This is a genomic window from Nocardia niigatensis NBRC 100131, assembly GCF_000308655.1.
GTDB classification, from domain to species: domain Bacteria; phylum Actinomycetota; class Actinomycetes; order Mycobacteriales; family Mycobacteriaceae; genus Nocardia; species Nocardia niigatensis.
Genome location: NZ_BAGC01000043.1, coordinates 191476 through 207641 on the forward strand (window position 1 = coordinate 191476; position 16166 = coordinate 207641).

Sequence of the window (16166 nt, forward strand, 5' to 3'; positions counted from 1 at the left end):
TCCCTTGCCTTGCTTCGATGGTTGCGGCCGATGTGACGGCGACGACAGCGCAGTCTCACTGGCCGGGCTGTGACTACTGATGGACGAGATGACCGCGCCGGCCGATGGCCGGGACGACTACGCCCACTGATGCTCGGGACGACCGTGCTTCTACTGCGTGTCGAGACGACCGAACGCCGCGCGATAGAACAGCAGCGGCTTCGCCTCGGAATGCTCATTCAAGCAGGTCACGCGGCCGATGACGATGGTGTGGTCGCCGCCGTCGGCTTCGTCGTACAGCTCGCAGTCGATGGAGGCCATGGCCCCGGCGAGCAAGGGCGAGCCGTTCTCCGAGGCGGTCCACTCCACGCCCGCGAACTTGTCGGCGCCCGGACGCCCGAGCTGACGGCAGATCTCGGCCTGATCGTCGGCCAGGATGTTCACGCAGAACCGGCCCACCTCACGGATTCTCGGCCAGGTGCTCGAGGTCCGCGCCGGGAAGAAGCTGACCAGCGGCGGGTCGATGGACAGCGATGCGAACGACTGGCACGCGAAGCCGAGAGGTTCGTCCTCGTCGAGGGCGGTGATCACCGTGACACCCGAGCAGAATCTGCCGAGGACGGTCTTGAACGCCGTCGCGTCGATGGCCGGAGTCCGGCTGCCTGGCACATTGACACCAGTGAGCACCGGCGCCTCCTTATTTCGATCCGAAATATAGCTAGCAGTCATGACAGCAGGTCGCGCGCAGGAGGCGTCAACTCCATGGTTCGGTCATCGGGACACGTATGCGTAGGTTTTACGTAGTTCTCCCGATTCCGCAGGTCGTGACACAGGGCACTGTGATGGGTAGCACAAGCTCCGAACTAGGTACATGCCTAATCGGAATAGTCCTAGACTGAATGTGAACCAACGGAGGTACATATGTCCGTCACCATGCTGCCCCCGGCGGAGACTGGACACCCCCACAACCCCATGCGCGCCAAGGATTCTCGCGCCAGCGCCGAGGTTCCCGTCTCGATGATCGAGCGAATGACCTTGATCCTGGACGCATTCGACGCCTCCACCCCCACGCTCACGCTGCTCGGTCTGGTCGAGCGCACCGGGCTGCCGCGGTCCACCGTGCACCGGATCCTCGACCAGATGATCAAGCTGCGCTGGCTGGCCCACACCTCGGGCGGCTACCGACTGGGCATGCGCGCACTCGAACTGGGCGGACTCACCGCGGACCACAACGAGATTCGCGACGCCGTGTCCCCGCTGCTGCACGAACTGAGCCAGCGCACCGGCATGGTCGGGCACCTGGCGGTCCTCGACGGCCGCGACGTGGTCTACCTGGACAAGGCCGGCGGTCGCTTCGCCGCCAGCCTGCCCACCCGCCTGGGTGGCCGGATGCCCGCGCACGCGACCGCGCTGGGCAAGGCCATGCTGGCCTGCCTGGAGCCGAACATCGCCGAGGCGGCGCTGCGCACCCGGCTGGCGCGCCTGACCCCGCGCACCATCTGCGAGCCCGAGGCGCTCTCGCGCGAGCTGCAGCAGATCCGCATGCGCCAGGGCATGGCCATCGACCGCGAAGAGGCCGTCGCCGGAATCGCCTGCGTCGCAGCGCCTTTGCGGGGCCGCGGCACCGCGCCGGCCGCACTGTCCCTGTCCGGCCGCGCCGACGGCATGAGCTACGACCGGCTGGCCCGCGTGGTCCTCGAGGTCGCGCACGAGGCCGGCCGCGCCCTGTTCCCGCGTCGCGCCCACTGGCGCTGAGCGGAGCCGGAGCATGCGGGGGCGATACAGTTCGATGATGACCGATGGCGTGCATGCCGAAGAGGCGCAGGCGATTCCGGATCTACCCACAACGGCGTGGGCGGTTCTCGGAATGCTCTCGCACGCCGAAGAACTGTCCGGATACGACCTGAAGAAATGGGCCGACTGGAGTCTGCAGTTCTTCTATTGGAGTCCGTCGTTCAGCCAGATCTACGCAGAGCTCAAACGCCTGGAAAAACACGGCTACGCGATCTCGCGGACCGTCGTATCCGAGGACGGTATGCGCGGCAAACGCATGTACGCCATCACCGAGTCCGGGCGCGAAGCGGCGGCGCAGTGGGTCAACCACTCCCCTGTCGAGGCGCCGGTGCTCAAACACAGCGTGATGCTGCGGGCCTGGCTGGGGCATCTGGCCGAGCCGGAACGCATGCGCGAAATCCTGACCCAGCACATCGAATACACCGAGACCATGCGGCGGCGCGCACAGGCCGACGCCGAGGGCGCGGATGTGAACCCGGACTGGGCATATCCCAGCGCGGTATTGCGCTGGTGCGTCAAGCATTACGAGGCCGAAAAGGAATTCGCCGAGGATCTACTGGCGGATTTGGACAAATTGGCGAGACAGCGTAGCCGCCGGAAGCCTGCGAAGAAACAAAATTCCAGCGATTCCCACTGAACGGACTTGGTAATAGTCGGCGCCTTCCGGGCGTGACACGGTTCACACGATTGTGTTACTACCCACCCATGGAGGACGCCACATGTCCACCTCCGTCGACACCGCGGTGCCGCCCGGAACTGCGCCTGACGATTCCGGTCGCCTCGACGGCGTATCGAACCTGAGGATCTGGTCGGTCCTCGCGATCATCGTGCTGTTCACCGAGGTCTCCCCGATGCAGTACGTGATGGTCGCGTCCGCATTGCGGCAGATCGCGCCCACGTTCCCCGATCAGGGCGCGAACATCAACTGGGCCATCATCATCTTCGGCATCTTCGGCGCCGCCGTGTCCCCGCTGATCGGCAAGCTCAGCGACATCTACGGCAAGAAGCGGATGTTCCTGGTCTGCAGCGTGCTGTTCCTGATCGGCACGGCCTTGTGCGCCGTGACCAGCAACTGGGCGGTCTTCCTCGTGGGCCGCGCGCTGGAGGCGACGGCCATCGCGACCACCGTGGTGTCCTACGGCCTGATCCGGGACCTGATGCCGCGCCGCATGGTTCCCATCGGCCTCGGCATCGCCTCCACGGGTTTGGGTGTGTCCGCCCTGGCCGGCCCGCTGATCGGCGGCTATATCACCGATCACTACTCCTGGCGCGGACTGTTCTGGTTCCTGTTCGTCTTCACCGTGGTCATGCTTCCGCTCCTGATCATCGTTGTGCCGGAATCGAAGCTGCGCACCCCGCAGCGCCTGGACATCATCGGCGCGGTGCTGCTCGGCGCGGGCGCCACCCTCACCCTGCTGTACCTGGACAAGGGTCAGGACTGGGGCTGGACCAAGCCCTCCACGCTGGTCTGGCTGATCGCCGGCCTGGTGCTGCTCGCACTGTTCCCGATCATGGAGATGCGGGCGAAGCACCCGATCATGGACATGAAGCTGCTGTTCAACCCGCGAGTCAGCGTGGTGCTGTTCATCGGCCTGCTGGCCTCGTTCATGATCGGCTACCAGTCCTACGCGACCGGCTACATGACCCAGTCGCCCCCGTCCGCCGAGGTGGTCCAACAGGTCAAGGACGCCACATGGGATCAGGTGAAGGCCGGGGCGCTGAGCCAGGCGCAGGGCATGGCACTCACGCAGGCGCGGGCCCAGGGTCTCGCCCAGGCCGAGGCACAGGCCAAGGCCGCGCTGCCGCCGGGCATGGACCTGCCGCCGGACGTGGTGAAGATGCTGACGGACAAGGTGAACGCGCAGGTGACCCCGGAGGTCGTGAACGCGCAGGTGCCGCCGGAGCAGGTGTACCAGCACTTGCCGCCGGACATGGTCAAGGTCGATCTGAACCCGGGCTACAGCTACGGTGACAACTTCTCGCTGCTCCGGTTCGCCACCCACGTGACCCTCGCACAGTCCTTGATCGCCATGGTCTTCGGCTTCCTCGGCGGCCTGTGGATCCGGCGCTCGGGTGCACGCTGGCCGCTGGTGACCGCACTGGTCATCTTCGTCGGCAGCGGCCTGGCCTACGCGGCGCTCTCGCACGGCTGGCAGACGCAGGCGCTGATCAGCGCGGTTTACGGTGCCGCCTTCGCGTTGTACTACGCGTCCACGCCGAACCTCATCGTGGAAGGCGTTCCGGCACAACAGCAGGGCATCAGTGCCGGCATGCTGGGCGTCATGCAGGCCATGGGCGCGGGCATCGGCCTCGCGGTCGCGACGGCGTTCCTGGTCGCCAACCCGGTCACGGCTGTGGTGACGGTGGCGGGTCAGCCGCCGGTCACCAAGGACATTCCGCTGCTCTACTCCGACAGGGGCTACGAGCTGGGCTTCTACTTCGTGGCCATCTCCGCCGCGGTGGCGCTGATCGGAGCGTTCTTCATGAAGCACGGCCGGACCCCGGCCACCGGTGGTGCTGCGCACTGACCCCCTCGTGTGAAGCACTGACAATTGAATGAACAACGGCCCGGAGGCGATTGCCTTCGGGCCGTTGTGGCGCACTGGAAAACTCCGTCGCCACCATGGCCGACGAGGCGCGCTGAGCGCACTTTCCTGACCGGTGAGCGGGACCTCACCTCGTTGTTCCGCACTCGTCATATTTCGATTGGAAATAGGCCGTCAGCCCGTGCGGCCGGAGGAGGTGGTCGACGATGACCGGTGGACTCGACTCCATCGCCGCCGCGGTGGCGGCGGTGGCCCGCGGCGGCATGGTGCTGGTCGTGGACGACGAGAACCGCGAGAACGAGGGCGATCTGATCCTGGCCGCCGAGCACGCGACCGCGGAGAACATCGCCTTCCTGGTGCGCCACACCAGCGGCGTCATCTGTGTGCCCATGACGGGCGAGGACTGCGACCGCCTCCAGTTGCCCCCGATGACCGCGGTCAACGAGGATCCCAAGGGCACCGCCTACACCGTCTCGGTGGACGCCGTTTCCGGTGTCAGCACCGGGATCTCGGCCGCCGACCGCGCCCACACCATGCGCCTGCTGGCCGATCCGCGCACCACCGCCGCCCAGCTCTCCCGCCCCGGGCACGTGTTCCCGCTGCGCGCGAATCCCCTTGGCGTGCTCGGTCGTCCGGGCCACACCGAGGCCGCCGTCGACCTGATGCGGTTGGCCGGACTGCGGCCGGCCGGTGTCATCGCCGAGGTCGTCAATGACGACGGCAGCATGGCCCGCCTGCCCGAACTGCTGGCCATGGCACGCGAATGGGTTATCCCCCTGGTGTCCATCGAAGACCTGATCGCGCACCGGAAGCGGTTGGAGCACGGCGTCACCCGCGAGGTCGAAACCCGCCTGCCCACCCGCTTCGGCGACTTCCGCGTCTACGGCTACTCCGACGCCCACACCGGCGCCGAACACCTGGCCCTCGTCCTCGGCGACCCCTCCGGCGAGAACGCCCTGGCCCGGGTGCATTCCGAATGCCTCACCGGCGACGCCTTCGGCTCGCTGCGCTGCGACTGCGGCGAACAGCTCGACGCCGCCATGGAAGCCGTCGCCGAGGCGAGCCGCGGCGTCATCGTCTACCTGCGCGGCCAGGAGGGCCGGGGCATCGGCCTGCTCAACAAGCTCCGCGCATACGAACTGCAGGACGCCGGCGCGGACACCGTGGACGCGAACGTCCGGCTGGGCCTGCCCATCGACGCCCGCGACTACGGCGCCGCTGCCCGCATCCTCGCCGATCTGGGCGTGAATTCGGTTCGCCTGCTGAGCAACAACCCCGCGAAGCGGTCCGGGCTGCAGGCCAACGGCATCGCCGTGCACGCGCGGATTCCCCTGCAGACCCAGCCGACCGAGCACAATGTGCGCTACCTGGCCACCAAGCGTGATCGGATGAGCCACCAACTCACCGATATTCCGGCGGTGGGGTAGCGGCGTCAGCCTTCCTCCGGTTCCCGCTCGTCCCACCGCAACCCGAGCCGGAACGCCTGCAACCCGGGTTTCGAGGGCGACAGCCAGGCCTGAAACCGCAAGTCCGACGGGTATTTCGCGCCCGACCGGCGGATGGCCGCCTTCGTCTCGTCCGCGATCTGCCGTGCTGCGGCGACGCCGTGATTGAACATCTGGCCGCGCACCCCGCCCTCGTCCCGGACCTCCAGGCGGGACTGGGCGTTGGAGGCGAAGAAGCCCTGCGCCACCCATTCCGGCTCGTCGGCCAGGGTGAGGACCCAGATGGCGTGCGGGACAAGGGGATGTAGGACCGGGAGATCCACCGCCAAGGAGAGGAACAGCCGGTCGATGTGGTCGTCGAGTTCATCGAGGGTCACGGCGTCGGGTTCCTTGTAGCCGAGGACGCCGACCTCCGTCCGGCGTGACTCGTCCGGCCAGGCCAGCCAGCATTCGGCGGGCCGATGGTCCTCGTCGTACTCCCAGCCGAATTCGCGCTCGACCATCCGCGGCCCGCGCGGCTCGACGCGCAGGCTCAGCTGGATCGGCCGGATCGATCGGCCCAGTGTCACGATGTCGTCGGCGCGAAACCAGATGGCCAGCGCGCCCGGACCGCCGACCAGGTCCGGCTCGCCCAGCACGCGCACACACTCGGCCAGAGCGGTGGTGAAGAGATGATCGACGACGCCGGACCCGCACGGATATACCAGCCTGAGCTGCTTGATCTCCCCGTACCCGAAGCCCGGCGCGGTGATGGAATATGTCGTCTCGACGGCATCCAGCCGTGCACCTTCGGCGGTCGCGGAGATGAATGCACCGGTGGCGTCGGTGGGTTCCCAAGCCAGTTTCGCGAAGACATCGCCGATCTCCGTCCGCGACCAGTCGCCGAATTGGTAGGCCAGTAGTACCGATAGCGCGTCGCCGAAGCTGCCCAGGTCCATCGGGCGGCCATAGTTGCGCGCCCACCACTCGTTCGCCTCCGCATTGCGTTGCCGCCGTTGCTCTTCCGTCGGATGCGGGAGGTCTTCACCCACGTCTTCACTCACGCGCCGCAGCGTATGCGACTATGGCAACGACAACGTCTCGGTTGCCCGAAGGTCACGGCAACCAGTGCACCGGAGTCACCTCGCGGATGTGGACGAGGATGTCGAACGCCCTCGACAGGTCGCGAATCGCCAAGTGCTCGCCGGCATCTCGCACCGGATCGTAGACGCCGCTGATCACGCGCATCTTGGCGGGCGCCGCGATCGGTGCGGTGCGCATATCCAGCCAGAGTTCCGGAATACCCGAGTCGCTGAGCGTCGCGTCCAGGAAATCCGGTGCGGGGGACGGGATCTCGGCCACGCCGACGTTGCCGTGGTGGAAGCCGATGGCGACCGGGGAGTAGCCGCGGCCGAAATGTTCACGCAGCACACTGCCCACGCTGGACTCGGAGACCTGGTCACCGGCCAGGCCCAGGGTGGTGTCATCGGCGCAGATGTGCGAAATGCCGTCCCAGTACACGGTCCGCAGTCCGGTGCGCTGGTGGTGGCCGATGATCGAGGAGGCCCACAGCTCGGCCTCACCCGCGTAGCTGCCGCGGCCCGCGACGCTGTGGCGGTGAAAGTCCTCGATCAGAGCCATTCGGGCTCGGACGGGTTCGCTGATCTCCGGGATCGAGGAGAGGAGAGCCGAGGCGTCCTGGGCATGGTCGAGGAAGGGGCGGCCGGGGTGGACGCCCCGGGCCTGCTGAACGTGCTCGTCGAGTGTGTGAGCGGTACGGATGGGCTCCAGGTGCGCAGCGAGATCGGGCAGCCGGTGCGGGGAGTGGGTCCGGACGGCGTCGAGGACGACGTCGTAGTCTTCCGGCTTGGCCTGGGCGGGTTTGACGCCGATGATCTGCACCTGGTCGCTGGGATGGGCTTCGTTGAACTCGCGGATCCAGGACAGGGTTGAAGCCATTTCCGCTGTCCGCCATGGGCGCCAGGCGAGGTCGAGAGCCGACTCGGCCGTGCCTTTGCCCTCGCGCACGTAGGCGTCCAGGGTTTCACCGACGTCGGCGCTGTCCTGGATGGCCAGGGTGCGGAATCCGTGGTGTTCGACCAGGTTTCGGAACAGGTTGTCGCGGAGGGTGAAGGTTTCGTGTGCGAAGCGGGTCGATTCGCCTATGCCGATGACGGTTGCGGCTGAAAGGGATCGCGCGAGAGTGTCGGTGGTTGTCGCGTCGAAAGGCGCTGCGGCCAGAGTGGATTCAATCGGCATGGACCCTACTCTTCACCCTGAACCTTGGTTTAGGTCAAGTCCAGGGCGAGAGTCGAAGAACCGAGACCCAAAGAACGAAAGGCCAAAGAACCAAGAGATCAAAGACAAGAGATGCCTGGAGGAAAGAGGGGCTGGGCTTGGGGACGCGCCTTCGGCTTCCGGCCCCTCGCCTTTGAACCTGCATGTGGATGTCGCTGCGGGAGGTATTCGCTTGGATCACGGTACTGGGCTCACCGCATGAGGGGTCGGCGGTCGGTCACCGGCAGCGGCGTGGTCGCGGTGTGCTTGGCGTGGGGAGGGGGTGCCGGCCAAGCGAGGCGCTTGGGGTGAAGCCGTGGTCAGTGGATACCGCGCTGGGAGTATGTATTTCGTGGGAGCGGGCCGTGATGGGCCCGGGCTGTGGAGGGAGCACCGATCGGGTGCGGAGTGCTGGGACGAGTCCGGGGGGGTGATCTTCACTCGTACCGACGCGTCGTACCTCGACAAACCCAGGGTCTGGCGCAGGAACGGTACGACGTCTTTCGCCGCGCTGCCCTTGGGCAGCGAACGGTTGCAGGCTTCGATGATCAGCCGTGAATCCAACGCCGACAGTTGCCTTTTGCAGGTCTCCAGGCGCTGCATCAACTCCACCACATCTCCATCGGCGAACGCGTCGAGGTTTGCGTGGAGGACGGAATCCGACAGGGCCTCGTGTCCAGTGTCACCCCCATCGAATTCATGTACTAATTCTACCGTCGCAAACACAGCCTAGGAAACCGAAATGTCCAGTATATCTCGCCTTTTCACATATCTCGCACGGGCAATCTCTGCGGCCTGGCTAATCGATAGGAAACCCGCGGTGCCGCAACTGGAATAGCGTTCCGCGATTGCCGTCGACGAAGTGCGATCTCAAATGCAAGAACAGTATTCGCCGGGTGTTGTACTCCCCGTTCCGCTGTGTCAAGATCAGCGCAGTCGACTCGGGGGAGTCAGTCGATGGTCCGATCACGTTGCGGGACACAGTCATCGGCGACTCGTTGACCGCTGCATCGAAATCCGAGGAGCAGCTGTGCGAGCAATTGTCGTATCCCGGGAAGTACCCGGGACCCCCGAGGCCCTGTTCACCACCATCGCCTCGCCCTCCACATGGGAGCACTGGATGGCCAGCCACCGGGACTTCGTGGACGACACGCCCGACCGGCTGACCGAGGGGTCGACGCTGGTCGCCGAGATCCTGATGCACGGGATGATCGAAGAGATCGAGTGGACCGTGACGAGGCTCGACGATCCGAACCGGATCGTGTTGTACGGCAACGTGAGAACCGGCTGGCAGTGCGATCTCACCTATTGGCTGATCCAATCCGAAAACGGCACGACCGTCACCGCCAGCGTGGTCCTCACCGGCCCCGCCATCACGGGCACCATAGCCACCCTCGTCGAGGGACAGGGTCGTCAGCAATTGGGTCGCACGCTGGGTCAGCTGGGTGCACTGGCCGGCTCGGCCGGTCGGCTCGGCGCCTGACACGGGCAGTGCGATTCAATGGTTCACGGCCGCAGGCTGATTGCCGGGCGGCGACTGCACGAACCGGACCCCTCGACAGGCTGGGGTCGTCGCGAATCGGCTTCAGCGACCCCGGATCGCGGCGAGGACCTTCGGATCCGGGTATCCACGATCCGGGGCCCGGGCGCCACCGATCACGTCGTGGTACCACGCCCGGACCGCGAGGATTGTGCAGCAACCGACGCCACCAGCGGCGCGTCTCCACCTGGGTGGCCACGCCTCCGGGTTGATCGGTTCGCCCGCCGAGCCCAGGATGCGAAGGCTCGACAGGTCGTGCCCGTCGAGGATCTCGCGGCCCACTTCATGAAGGCGCGGACCAGCGTCGGCGCGGTGTAAAGGGCAGTGACGCCGTACTTTTCGATGATCTGCCAGTGCTGGTGCTCATCCGGGAAGTTCGAGTGCCCTCGTAGAGCACCGGAGTCGCTCCGTTCGACAGCGGGCCCGTGGCCATGTGGGTGCGCCCGGTGATCCGGCCGATGTCGGCGGCGCACCAGTAGACACCGACACCGGGCTTGTGGCCGAATACGTAGCGGCGGGTGTACACAGCCCGCACCCAGCGATGTTCTCGGCGTGGGCGAGTGGCCGATCCGAGGTGATGAGCGGTTGCGGCGATGCCGGCTGCCACTTGACGTGACACGGTGCGTCCCTCAACTTTTCACAATCTCCGACACCCGAGCCGCCATGGCGCTCCCCGCCGCCAGTAGCGGCTCCGTCGACCGCAGGGTCCGACTGAGAATGAAGGCCCCTTCCAGCGCACCGAGAATCGCAATGAACAATTCCCGGGCATCGGCCTCACCCAACCCGCGGCGAACGAAATAGGCTGCGCCCTCATCGATCCAGGAATTCATGACTTCCGCTGCCACGTCACGAATTCCAGGTTCACTGTCGGCCACCTCCCCCGCCACGGTGCCGACCGGGCACATGTTCATCCACCCCGCCTGTTCGATGGTTTCGGCGGCGGCGGTGAACGCTGCCGGGACGGCTTCGCGGAGGTCGTCGTGAGCGTCCATCAGGAGTGGCAGCAGCTGAATGTAGGCGGCACCGGAGACGCGGAGGGCCTCGGCGGCGATGGCCGACTTCCCCGCGGGGAAGTGGTGGTAGAGCGAGCCCATCGGCGCACCCGAGGCGGCGGTGATCTGTTTGACGGTGATCGCGCTGTAGCCCTGCACGCGCATGAGTTCGGCGACGGCGGTGACCAGGCGATCCCGGGTGGTGGTTGACAGCTTCTCGCTCACCCGTCCAGACTAGAGCAAACGCACTAGAGCGTGTGCTCTAGAGGGGAGATATCATGCCGGCTGTCGAACTGAGTGCGGGACGGGTCCACTACGCCGAGCACGGCGAGGGGCCACCGGTGGTGCTGCTGCACGGACTGCTGATGAACCACACGGTGTGGGACGAGGTGGTCGGAAAGCTGCCCGACGGCTTCCGGTATCTATTGCCGGACCTGCCGCTCGGGTCGCATCCGGAGCCGCTGCGCGCAGGCGCGGATCTGTCCATGCGTGGGCTCAATCAGCTGGTCGCGGACTTCCTCGCCGTCCTCGACCTGCACGACGTGACCCTGGTCCACAGCGATTGGGGTGGCGGTCTCTTCCTCACCGCCTACGGCCTCGACGAGCGGGTCGGCCGGTTGATCGTGCTGCCCTGCGAGGCCTTCGCCAACTTCCCGCCCGGCCTGCCCGGCAAGTCCGCCATCCTGGCCTCGGCACTGCCCGGCGGAGTCACGCTGGCGCTCAGGCAGTTGCGCATCCCCTGGTTGCGTTCGCTGCCGCTCTTGTTCGGCTGGATGGCGCGCTATCCGCTGAGCGACGAACTCGTGCGCGGCTGGACCGATCCGGGTTTGCGGGACAAGCGGATTCAGCGCGACCTGCTCGCCTACACCAGATCCCACCGGTCCAAGGCCGAGCTGATCGCGAATACCGAAGCGCTACGGAATTTTCCGGGTGAGGCCCTGATCCTGTGGTCGTCGGCCGGCAAGGTCATGCCGCGCGAGCACGGCCGCCGCCTCGCCGAGTTGATCCCCAAGGCCCGCCTGGTGGAGATCGACGACGCCTACGTGCTGTCGATGCTGGATCAGCCCGACGCCGTCGCCGCCGCCATGTCCGCCTTCCTCACCGGCGCGGTCGTCGAACACGGCTGACAGCTTCGCCCGGTTCGGTATGGTCGAGGCCGCAGACGGACTACCGCACGGGAGGCGCTGATGCCCAGCTTGCTCAGTCGGGCGGTGCCCGCGTATCTGCGGGTGGTCCGAGCCAATCGGCCCTTCATCAGCGCCGAGGGCGCTCGCGAGCACATTCGGGAGCGCAGCCTCCGGCCTCAGGCCTATGGTCCGCCGCGCCTGCTGCGGTCGGATGTGCGCATCGAGGTGCGGCGCGAGAACGGCTGGCCGATCTACACTCTCGCGCCCCGATCCGGCCGGCCCCGGGGCAATGTCGTCTACTGCCACGGCGGCGGCTGGGTCAACGAGGTCGCCCGGCAGCATTGGCAGCTGGCCGCCGATATCGCGGCCGAGGCGGGCACGACGGTCACGCTGCCGATCTATCCGCTCATCCCCTACGGCACCGCCGACCAGGTGATCCCCGCCTTCGCGGCGCTCGTGCGCGCCAATCGGGCCGAATACGGTGACGTCTGCCTGGCCGGAGACTCCGCGGGCGGTCAGATCGCGCTGTCCACGGCGGTCCTGCTGCGGGACGAGCAGCAACCGGCTGTGCCTCGGACAGTGCTGATTTCGCCCGCGCTGGACCTGAGCCTGAGCAATCCGGAGATCCTCACCGTGCAACCGGAGGATCCGTGGCTGGGACGCGACGGTGCCCTGATCCTCGGCGACCATTGGCGCGGCCCGCTCCCGATCACCGACCCGCGGGTCAGTCCGTTGTTCGCCGATTTCGCCGGTCTCGGCCCGCTGACCGTCTTCTGCGGCACCCGCGACATCCTCGTGCCCGACACCCGGATCATGGTGGGCAAGGCCCGGGCCGCCGGGGTCGAGGTCGACTATCACGAGGCCGCCGAACTGGTCCACGTCTATCCCCTGACCCCGACACCCGAAGGGCAGCAGGCGCGCAAGCTCATCATCGACGCCCTGCGCGGCGCGCTGACCCCGGCGACGTCCCCGGCCTGAGGGTCAGCCGGATTTGCCTGTGCCCGGCGCGTTTTCGGCCAGCCACTTCCGAGCCCGGGTCGCCGACGCACGCGAAAGCCAGGCGTCCTGCACGACCTCGGCGAGCTCCTGCAGGCCCAGTTCGGGAATTCGGCTGCCGCGCACCAGAACCGAGAGATGCCCCTGGAAGTGCGGTGTCGTGAAGAACGGTGAATCGGGGTCCTGGGTCAGGGCCCGCTTGTCGTCCTCCGACGGCACCCAGAAGATGATGACGTCGTCGTACCGCTCCCCGGTGTCGGGGTCGGCAGCGTCGGGGCGCGGGGTCCGGAAGTAGACGAAGGACTTGCGGCCGACCTGGTAGACCGGGTTGCCCGCGGGCCCGTGCTCGACGGTCACGTGCGGCATTCCGATGGCCAGTTCGTGGACGCCCGTGAGACGGGCTCGGCGCGTTCGGCTCGGCACCCGGTCGAGTGTATCGCCGCACACACCGGTATCTGTATCGCCGCACACACGCCGGAGAGGCCCGAGCTGGGTTTATGTGCGCTTGCTGGAAAAGAATGCGGCAAATCACATAGGTTGAAGGGCATGGCGCGGCGTGTCAATGGAAACCTCCCCGAGGAGGTGACTAGCTTCGTCGGCCGCCGCGATGAGCTGGCCACCGCGAAGCGACTGCTGCCGACCACCCGGGTACTCACCCTGCTGGGTCCGGGCGGCATGGGGAAGACCCGCCTCTCACGACAGATCGGGCACCTGGTCGCGCGCGCGTTCCCCGACGGCGTGTGGCTGGTGGAGCTGGCCGATGTGCAGGACCCCGCCCTCGTCACGCTGAGCGTCGCCGAAGCGTTGAACCTGCGCGACGAATCCACCGCGCCGCTGCCCCGGCTCACCGAGTTCCTGGCCGACAAGCGGCCGCTGCTGATCCTGGACAACTGTGAGCACCTGATCGAGGCGTGCGCGGCGCTGGTGGGCCGGATCATCGCCACCACACCGGATGTGCGGGTGCTGGCGACCAGCCGCGAGGTGCTCGGCATTCCCGGTGAACAGGTCATGCCGGTGCCACCGTTGACCGTCCCGGCGACCACCGGGGAGGACAGCGACGCACTGCAGCTGTTCATCGAGCGTGCCAGCGCCGCCAATCCCGGCTTCCAGGCCACCCCGGGCAACCGGCCGGTGCTGGCGGAGATCTGCCGCCGCCTCGAGGGCATGCCGCTCGCGCTGGAACTGGCGGCGCTGCGCCTGCGTATGTTCACGCCGGAGCAGATTCTGGACCGCCTCGACGACACCATCGGGCTGCTCAGCGCCGGGCCGCGCACCGCGCCGCAGCGCCAGCAGACCATCGAGGGCGCGATCCGCTGGAGCTACAACCTGTGCACGGCGGCGGAACAGGCACTGTGGGAACAGCTTTCGGTGTTCGCCGGTGGTTTCGACATCGACGCCGCGGAGGCGGTGTGCGAGCTCGGGTCCGCGTCGCTGATCGAGGCGCTCACCGGGCTGGTCGACAAGTCGGTGGTGATGCTGCGCTTCGACGGGGATGTCGCCCGGTACTCGATGCTGGAGCCGATCCGCCAGTTCGCCGCCGACCGGCTCGCCGAACGCGGTACGGCACAGGAGGTTCGGGCCCGGCACCGCGAGCACTTCCGGCAGCTGGCCATGCGCGGGCGGACCGCGTACTGGACCGACGAGGACGTGGACTGGTTCCGGGAACTGAGCCGCGAGCACGCGAATCTCCGTGCTGCCCTGCGCTCCGGACTCGAGGACGAACCGCTCCGCACCATGGCCACGGTGACCGTGCTGCGGCCGTTCTGGGAGCACAACCGCTTCCTGTCCGAAGGCTACCGCTGGCTCACCGATTCACTGGACCGCAATCCGGAGCGGACCCCCGAACGGGCCAAGGCGCTGTCGTCAGCGGCCTCGCTGGCCGCGCTGCTCGGCGATCAGGAATCCGCGGCGCACCTGGTGACCGAGTGCATGGAATTGGCTGCTGCCCTGGGCGATACCGATATCAGGGCCGAGGTGGCCCTGGACCGGTCACTGCTGGCCTTCTCGTCCAGTGAACGCGAGCGCTCACTGGAACTGGGCCGCAGCGCCATCGAGCTGGCGGCCGCCACCGACCAGCCCGCCATCGAGATGGACTCGTACGCCTTCTCTTTCATGGCGGCCATGGTGCTGGAGGCGCCGGGCCGCACCGAATTGGCCGAGCGTTTCCTGGAACTCACCACCGACAGCGGCTCCCATCTGCTGGGCGGGCTGGCGCTGTGGACGGTCGGGATCGACCACTGGCGGCGCGGGGAGCTCGAGGCCGCAGCCGAATTCCACCGCCGCGCCATCGAACAACTGGCCCTGTTCGAGCGCTGCATCTGGCTGTCCTCGGCGTTCGAGGGACTGGCTTGGACGGTCTCCGCGGACGGCGACTACGAGCGCGCCGCCCGCCTGCTCGGCGCGGCGGAATCCCTGCAGCGCAGCACGATTCGCCTGGCCGACACCATCACGGTCGCGGTCGGCGAGAAGGAGCGGCTCAAGGTCCGGGACGCGCTGGGCGAGGATGCCTTCCGGGCCGCGTTCGGCGCGGGCGCGAGCCTGCCGCTGGAGGAGGCCATCGACTACGCCCTCGGCCGCACCGCGCCCGAGCCGGAACCGGTCGCGCCGCCGCCCGCGTTGAAGCGGACCCCGCGTGCGGCCACCGCCACGCTGTCCGAGACCAATGTGCTGACCCGCCGCCAGAAGGACGTGGCCCGGCTGGTCGCGGCCGGGCACAGCAACAAGCGCATCGCCGCCGACCTGGTCATCTCGGTCCGCACGGCCGAGACCCACGTCGAGCACATCCTCACCAAACTGGGCCTCACCTCACGGACCCAGCTCGCCGCCTGGGCTCACGAACACGACCTGTAGGAACGACGCCGTCTGCCTCCGTTGCCGGCGATATCGCCGGCAACGGAGGCATCACTGATAGCCGGTGGCGCCGTCAACGCGTTCGCGCAGGAGGTCCGCGTGGCCGTTGTGGCGGCCGTACTCCTCGATCATGTGCAGGTAGATCCAGCGCAGCGAGATCTCGGTGCCGGAGCGGGGATGGGTGGCGAGGTGATCGAGGGGAAGGTCGGCAATGGCCTTGTCGGCCAGGACGATCTCCGCGAGGAAGCGGGCGTGGTCGGCCTCGGCGTCCTCGGGCACCGTGCCGGCGAAGTCGCCGTCCTGGCCCGGGCCGGTGGAGTAGAGATAGCCGAGCCGCTCCCCCGCCGCCCGCTTGCGGAACCAGATGCGCTCGACCTCGGTCATGTGCCGGAGCAGCCCCAGCAGGGACAGGGTTGACGGCTCCACGCTGCGGGTCGCGAGCTGGGCGCCGGTGAGCCCCTGGCACTTCCACAGCAGGATCTCGCGGCCGCGGGTGAGCAGGGAGTGCAGCATGGCGCGCTCGTCACCGACGAGCAGCTGAGATGAACGGGGTGCTTCCGGCGCGGTCCACGTCATGCTCGGACTGTAGCGCCGGGCCGGAACCCGGGGGAAACGAATTCGGGGGGTGGGAAAAACCCCAC

At 67.4% G+C, this 16166-nt stretch carries 14 protein-coding genes and 1 pseudogene; 8 read left to right on the forward strand and 7 right to left on the reverse strand.

The annotated features are described in order from the left end of the window. Window positions 1-150: 150 nt before the first annotated feature. Window positions 151-666, reverse strand: a complete 516-nt coding sequence (locus tag ON33_RS18265) for a flavin reductase family protein (RefSeq protein ID WP_245550578.1) — start codon at window positions 664-666, stop codon at window positions 151-153. 234 nt (window positions 667-900) lie between these two features. Here ON33_RS18265 and ON33_RS18270 point away from each other — a divergent pair, with 234 nt between their 5' ends. The 4 genes from ON33_RS18270 (at window position 901) to ON33_RS18290 (ending at window position 5746) form a co-directional block, all read left to right on the forward strand. Further along, window positions 901-1734, forward strand: a complete 834-nt coding sequence (locus tag ON33_RS18270; protein WP_040860149.1) for an IclR family transcriptional regulator — start codon at window positions 901-903, stop codon at window positions 1732-1734. Between the two features lie 37 nt (window positions 1735-1771). Further along, a complete protein-coding gene (locus ON33_RS18275) occupies window positions 1772-2410 on the forward strand; it encodes a PadR family transcriptional regulator (RefSeq protein ID WP_218001462.1) in 639 nt (212 codons plus the stop codon). An 82-nt stretch (window positions 2411-2492) separates the two neighbouring features. Beyond that, on the forward strand, window positions 2493-4301 hold the full coding sequence (locus ON33_RS43410) for an MFS transporter (RefSeq protein ID WP_051152428.1): 1809 nt from the start codon (window positions 2493-2495) through the stop codon (window positions 4299-4301). A 224-nt stretch (window positions 4302-4525) separates the two neighbouring features. Further along, a complete protein-coding gene (locus ON33_RS18290; protein ID WP_040860151.1) occupies window positions 4526-5746 on the forward strand; it encodes a bifunctional 3,4-dihydroxy-2-butanone-4-phosphate synthase/GTP cyclohydrolase II in 1221 nt (406 codons plus the stop codon). Between the two features lie 5 nt (window positions 5747-5751). On the opposite strand, the gene ON33_RS18295 is transcribed toward ON33_RS18290, so the two are convergent. Both ON33_RS18295 and ON33_RS18300 read right to left on the reverse strand, forming a co-directional pair. Beyond that, complete coding sequence (locus tag ON33_RS18295) at window positions 5752-6807, reverse strand: hypothetical protein (RefSeq protein WP_157184592.1); 1056 nt, start codon at window positions 6805-6807, stop codon at window positions 5752-5754. A 52-nt stretch (window positions 6808-6859) separates the two neighbouring features. Further along, entirely contained in the window at window positions 6860-8002 is a 1143-nt protein-coding gene (locus ON33_RS18300; RefSeq protein WP_051152429.1) for an erythromycin esterase family protein, read from the reverse strand. A 1048-nt stretch (window positions 8003-9050) separates the two neighbouring features. Here ON33_RS18300 and ON33_RS18310 point away from each other — a divergent pair. Then, on the forward strand, window positions 9051-9503 hold the full coding sequence (locus ON33_RS18310; RefSeq protein ID WP_040860154.1) for a type II toxin-antitoxin system Rv0910 family toxin: 453 nt from the start codon (window positions 9051-9053) through the stop codon (window positions 9501-9503). A gap of 153 nt (window positions 9504-9656) precedes the next feature. On the opposite strand, the pseudogene ON33_RS43415 reads toward ON33_RS18310, so the two are convergent. Both ON33_RS43415 and ON33_RS18320 read right to left on the reverse strand, forming a co-directional pair. Then, window positions 9657-10083, reverse strand: a pseudogene (locus tag ON33_RS43415) (AMP-binding protein); the annotation flags it as partial. 106 nt (window positions 10084-10189) lie between these two features. Beyond that, complete coding sequence (locus ON33_RS18320; protein ID WP_083869068.1) at window positions 10190-10777, reverse strand: TetR/AcrR family transcriptional regulator; 588 nt, start codon at window positions 10775-10777, stop codon at window positions 10190-10192. A gap of 53 nt (window positions 10778-10830) precedes the next feature. Here ON33_RS18320 and ON33_RS18325 point away from each other — a divergent pair, with 53 nt between their 5' ends. Continuing rightward, window positions 10831-11679 carry an alpha/beta fold hydrolase gene (locus tag ON33_RS18325; protein WP_040860156.1) on the forward strand — a complete coding sequence of 283 codons (849 nt, stop codon included), beginning with the start codon at window positions 10831-10833 and terminating at the stop codon, window positions 11677-11679. A 60-nt stretch (window positions 11680-11739) separates the two neighbouring features. After that, complete coding sequence (locus tag ON33_RS18330) at window positions 11740-12657, forward strand: alpha/beta hydrolase fold domain-containing protein (RefSeq protein WP_040860157.1); 918 nt, start codon at window positions 11740-11742, stop codon at window positions 12655-12657. 3 nt (window positions 12658-12660) lie between these two features. Here the strand turns inward: ON33_RS18330 and ON33_RS18335 are convergent, their stop codons facing one another. Beyond that, complete coding sequence (locus tag ON33_RS18335) at window positions 12661-13041, reverse strand: MmcQ/YjbR family DNA-binding protein (protein ID WP_051152430.1); 381 nt, start codon at window positions 13039-13041, stop codon at window positions 12661-12663. A 216-nt stretch (window positions 13042-13257) separates the two neighbouring features. Here ON33_RS18335 and ON33_RS18340 point away from each other — a divergent pair, with 216 nt between their 5' ends. Beyond that, window positions 13258-15525 (forward strand): LuxR C-terminal-related transcriptional regulator, encoded by a 2268-nt coding sequence (locus ON33_RS18340; RefSeq protein ID WP_083869126.1) that lies wholly within the window; start codon window positions 13258-13260, stop codon window positions 15523-15525. Window positions 15526-15576: 51 nt separating this feature from the next. On the opposite strand, the gene ON33_RS18345 is transcribed toward ON33_RS18340, so the two are convergent. Continuing rightward, the gene (locus ON33_RS18345; protein WP_040860159.1) at window positions 15577-16101 is read right to left on the reverse strand and encodes a DinB family protein; all 525 of its coding nucleotides are present in this window, start codon (window positions 16099-16101) and stop codon (window positions 15577-15579) included. Between the last annotated feature and the right edge of the window lie 65 nt (window positions 16102-16166).